This is a genomic window from Trueperella sp. LYQ143 (assembly GCF_046599595.1).
Classification (GTDB): Bacteria; Actinomycetota; Actinomycetes; order Actinomycetales; family Actinomycetaceae; genus Trueperella.
On sequence record NZ_JBKIWR010000033.1, the window covers coordinates 1 to 5,190 of the forward strand.

A 5,190-nucleotide genomic window follows, 5' to 3' on the forward strand; every position below is an offset into this window, starting at 1 on the left:
TGTGTGTTTTTGGGTGTGTGTTAGGCGCGGAGAGAAGTGTTTTTTCTCTTCGCGCCTATGTGTTGTTATGTGGTTGTGTGACGGCGGTGTCCTACTCTCCCACACCCTCGCGGGTGCAGTACCATCGGCGCTGGTAGGCTTAGCTTCCGGGTTCGGAATGGGGCCGGGCGTTTCCCTACCGCTATAGCCACCGTCAAAACTTTGGGGTTCCTTTTCGTGGTGGTGGCCCATAATCGTATAGTAGATGCGAGTTTGTTGTGTCAACACCAGGGTGTTGACATGTTGTTGTTGTAAGTTATCGGCCGATTAGTACCAGTCAGCTGAACATGTTACCATGCTTACACATCTGGCCTATCACCCCATGTTCTTTAGGGGGCCTCTCACTCCTTAAGAGAGCAGTGAAACGTTATCTTGAAGCAGGCTTCCCACTTAGATGCTTTCAGCGGTTATCCCTTCCGAACGTAGCCAACCAGCCATGCACCTGGCGGTACAACTGGCACACCAGAGGTTCGTCCGTCCCGGTCCTCTCGTACTAGGGACAGCCCTTCTCACGTTTCGAACGCGCGCAGCGGATAGGGACCGAACTGTCTCACGACGTTCTGAACCCAGCTCGCGTACCGCTTTAATGGGCGAACAGCCCAACCCTTGGGACCTACTCCAGCCCCAGGATGCGACGAGCCGACATCGAGGTGCCAAACCATGCCGTCGATATGAACTCTTGGGCAGGATCAGCCTGTTATCCCCGGGGTACCTTTTATCCGTTGAGCGACGGCGCTTCCACAAGCCACCGCCGGATCACTAGTTCCTACTTTCGTACCTGCTCGACTTGTCAGTCTCACAGTCAAGCTCCCTTATACACTTACACTCAACACCTGATTGCCAACCAGGCTGAGGGAACCTTTGAGCGCCTCCGTTACCTTTTAGGAGGCAACCGCCCCAGTTAAACTACCCACCAGGCACTGTCCCTGAACCAGATCATGGTCCAAGGTTAGACATCCAGCACGATCAGAGTGGTATTTCAACAATGACTCCACCCCCACTAGCGTGAAGGCTTCACAGTCTCCCACCTATCCTACACAAACCGTACCAAACACCAATACCAAGCTATAGTAAAGGTCCCGGGGTCTTTCCGTCCTGCTGCGCGTAACGAGCATCTTTACTCGTAATGCAATTTCACCGAGTTCGCGGTTGAGACAGTGGAGAAGTCGTTACGCCATTCGTGCAGGTCGGAACTTACCCGACAAGGAATTTCGCTACCTTAGGATGGTTATAGTTACCACCGCCGTTTACTGGGGCTTAAATTCTTAGCTTCACCCCCACAAGGAGGGCTGACCAATCCTCTTAACCTTCCAGCACCGGGCAGGCGTCAGTCCGTATACATCCACTTACGTGTTCGCACGGACCTGTGTTTTTGATAAACAGTCGCTTCTCCCTGGTTTCTGCGGCCATCACCCCTAGCACGCAAGGTGCTTCAAGGATCAGGCCCCCCTTCTCCCGAAGTTACGGGGGCATTTTGCCGAGTTCCTTAACCACGATTCACTCGAACGCCTTAGTATACTCTACTTGACCACCTGTGTCGGTTTAGGGTACGGGCGGCTAAAACCTAACGTCGAGGCTTTTCTTGGCACCACAGGATCACTCTACTTCCCCAACAAAATGGGTCATCATCCAGCCTCACTCACACGCTTCCCGGATTTACCTAGGAAACAAGCTGCGCTGTTAAACGTGGCAAGCCATTAGCCACGCGGAAGCTACCACTGTGCGTCACCCCTGTTAACACGCTTGCCTACAACAAGATCAGGTCCCACGCCGAACACAACCCACAACCCCGAAAGGAAGTAGACGTGCCGGGATGGTTAGTATCCCTCGCTTCAACATGGACGGTTTTTCGCCGGTACCAGAATAACAACTGGTTGCCCATCGACTACGCCTGTCGGCCTCGCCTTAGGACCCGACTAACCCAGGGCGGAACAACCTGGCCCTGGAACCCTTGGTCAAACGGCGGACGGGATTCTCACCCGTCATTCGCTACTCATGCCTGCATTCTCACTCGCGTCCAGTCCACCACCCATCACCAGGCAGCTTCATCCCAAACACGACGCTCCCCTACCCAACAGTAAAAACTATTGCCACGGTTTCGGCGGTGTACTTAGCCCCGCTACATTGTCGGCGCGGAATCACTTGACCAGTGAGCTATTACGCACTCTTTCAAGGATGGCTGCTTCTAAGCCAACCTCCTGGTTGTCACAGCAACTCCACATCCTTTCCCACTTAGCACACCCTTAGGGGCCTTAACCGATGATCTGGGCTGTTTCCCTCTCGACTACGAAGCTTATCCCCCGCAGTCTCACTGCCACGCTCAACTTAACCGGCATTCGGAGTTTGGCTGATCTCAGTACCCGGATAAGGGCCATCAACCATCCAGTCGCTCTACCACCAGCAAGCACACGCAACGCTGCACCTAAATGCATTTCGGGGAGAACCAGCTATCACGAAGTTTGATTGGCCTTTCACCCCTACCCACAGGTCATCCCCTCCATTTTCAACTGAAGTGGGTTCGGGCCTCCACACGCTCTTACACGTGCTTCACCCTGCCCATGGGTAGATCACCTCGCTTCGGGTCTAGAACATGCAACTCAAACGCCCTATTCAGACTCGCTTTCACTACGACTACCCCACACGGGTTAATCTCGCTACACATCCTAACTCGCAGGCTCATTCTTCAAAAGGCACGCCATCACCCCCACCAAGAAGGCTCTGACGGATTGTAAGCGTCCGGTTTCAGGTACTATTTCACTCCCCTCCCGGGGTACTTTTCACCATTCCCTCACGGTACTAATACACTATCGGTCACACGAAGTATTTAGGCTTACCCAGTGGTCTGGGCAGATTCACACGAGATTTCACGAGCCCCGTGCTACTCGGGATAACCACTATGAAGACTGCCGCATTTCACCTACGGGACTATCACCCTCTACGGTCCAGCTTCCCAACTGATTCACCTATACAACAGTTTTATCACTCCACGGCCACACATCGGCATGACCACACAGCATCCCACAACCCCGGATATGCAACGCCCGACGACTATCACACACACCCGGTTTAGCCTCATCCGCTTTCGCTCGCCACTACTCACAGAATATCTTTTCCTGCGGGTACTAAGATGTTTCACTTCCCCGCGTCACCCCCACCACCCTATACATTCAGATGGCAGTAACTAGAAACAACTCTAGCCAGGTTCCCCCATTCGGAAACCCTCGGATCACAGCTCGTATGCCAACTCCCCGAGGAATATCGCAGGCTACAACGTCCTTCATCGGCTTCGTGTACCAAGGCATCCACCGAACGCCCTTAAACACTTACAAAAACCAAAGATGCTCGCATCCACTATACAATTATCAACCACCACACAGACACCACAACCACCCCACGCAAACCACGCAGAACAATCGCAGACCCAGGTGTTACCCCACACCCCAACAGCATGCCAGTTTCTTACGCTCCACAAACACCCCAAACAAACAGCACGCACCACAACAGCACGCACCACAACAGGGGCTCCTTAGAAAGGAGGTGATCCAGCCGCACCTTCCGGTACGGCTACCTTGTTACGACTTCGTCCCAATCGCTAGTCCCACCTTCGACCGCTCCCGCCCAAAAAGGGTTAGGCCACGGGCTTCGGGTGTTGCCAACTTTCGTGACGTGACGGGCGGTGTGTACAAGGCCCGAGAACGTATTCACCGCAGCGTTGCTGATCTGCGATTACTAGCGACTCCGACTTCATAGGGTCGAGTTGCAGACCCCAATCCGAACTGAGACCAGCTTTAAGGGATTCGCTCCGCCTTACAACATCGCAACCCTCTGTACTGGCCATTGTAGCATGCGTGAAGCCCAAGACATAAGGGGCATGATGATTTGACGTCATCCCCACCTTCCTCCGAGTTAACCCCGGCAGTCTCTCGTGAGTCCCCACCCGAAGTGCTGGCAACACGAGACAAGGGTTGCGCTCGTTGCGGGACTTAACCCAACATCTCACGACACGAGCTGACGACAACCATGCACCACCTGTACACCAGCCCGAAGGCCACCACATCTCTGCAGTGTTCCAGTGTATGTCAAGCCTTGGTAAGGTTCTTCGCGTTGCCTCGAATTAATCCGCATGCTCCGCCGCTTGTGCGGGCCCCCGTCAATTCCTTTGAGTTTTAGCCTTGCGACCGTACTCCCCAGGCGGGGCACTTAATGCGTTAGCTGCGGCGCAGAACCCGTGGAAAAGGCCCCACACCTAGTGCCCAACGTTTACGGCGTGGACTACCAGGGTATCTAATCCTGTTCGCTACCCACGCTTTCGCTCCTCAGCGTCAGTAATGGCCCAGTAACCTGCCTTCGCCATCGGTGTTCCTCCTGATATCTGCGCATTTCACCGCTACACCAGGAATTCCAGTTACCCCTACCACACTCTAGTCTGCCCGTACCCACTGCAACCCCGGAGTTAAGCCCCGGTCTTTCACAGCAGGCGCAACAAACCGCCTACGAGCTCTTTACGCCCAATAATTCCGGACAACGCTCGCGCCCTACGTATTACCGCGGCTGCTGGCACGTAGTTAGCCGGCGCTTCTTCTGCACATACCGTCACTTACGCTTCTTCTGTGCTGAAAGGAGTTTACAACCCGAAAGCCTTCATCCCCCACGCGGCGTCGCTGCATCAGACTTGCGTCCATTGTGCAATATTCCCCACTGCTGCCTCCCGTAGGAGTCTGGGCCGTATCTCAGTCCCAATGTGGCCGGTCACCCTCTCAGGCCGGCTACCCGTCGAAGCCTTGGTAGGCCATCACCCCACCAACAAGCTGATAGGCCGTGAGCCCATCCCTAACCGAAAAAACTTTCCAACCCCCGCCATGCGACAGAAGCAGAATATCCAGTATTACACCCAGTTTCCCAGGCCTATCCCAAAGTCAAGGGCAGGTTACTCACGTATTACTCACCCGTTCGCCACGCTATACACCCCCCGAAAGAGGCTTTAACCGTTCGACTTGCATGTGTTAAGCACGCCGCCAGCGTTCGTCCTGAGCCAGGATCAAACTCTCCACAAAAAACCAGAGAGCAAACCAGCTCAAAAAACCAGAAACATCTGGCACAAAAACCCAGCCAGCACCAAACAAAACATCCAGCACCAACCAGAAAACAAAA

General features: G+C 54.2%; 3 rRNA genes. All 3 read right to left on the reverse strand.

What is annotated here, in order from left to right:
* Positions 1 to 78 precede the first annotated feature (78 nt).
* The 3 genes from rrf to ACLHIL_RS08910 all read right to left on the reverse strand — a co-directional run bounded on the left by rrf (position 79) and on the right by ACLHIL_RS08910 (position 5,093).
* Positions 79 to 195 (reverse strand): 5S ribosomal RNA (rrf, locus tag ACLHIL_RS08900).
* Between the two features lie 91 nt (positions 196 to 286).
* Positions 287 to 3,368 (reverse strand): 23S ribosomal RNA (locus ACLHIL_RS08905).
* Positions 3,369 to 3,569: 201 nt separating this feature from the next.
* Positions 3,570 to 5,093 (reverse strand): 16S ribosomal RNA (locus ACLHIL_RS08910).
* The 16S, 23S and 5S rRNA genes sit together here, the layout of an rRNA operon.
* Positions 5,094 to 5,190: the final 97 nt, after the last annotated feature.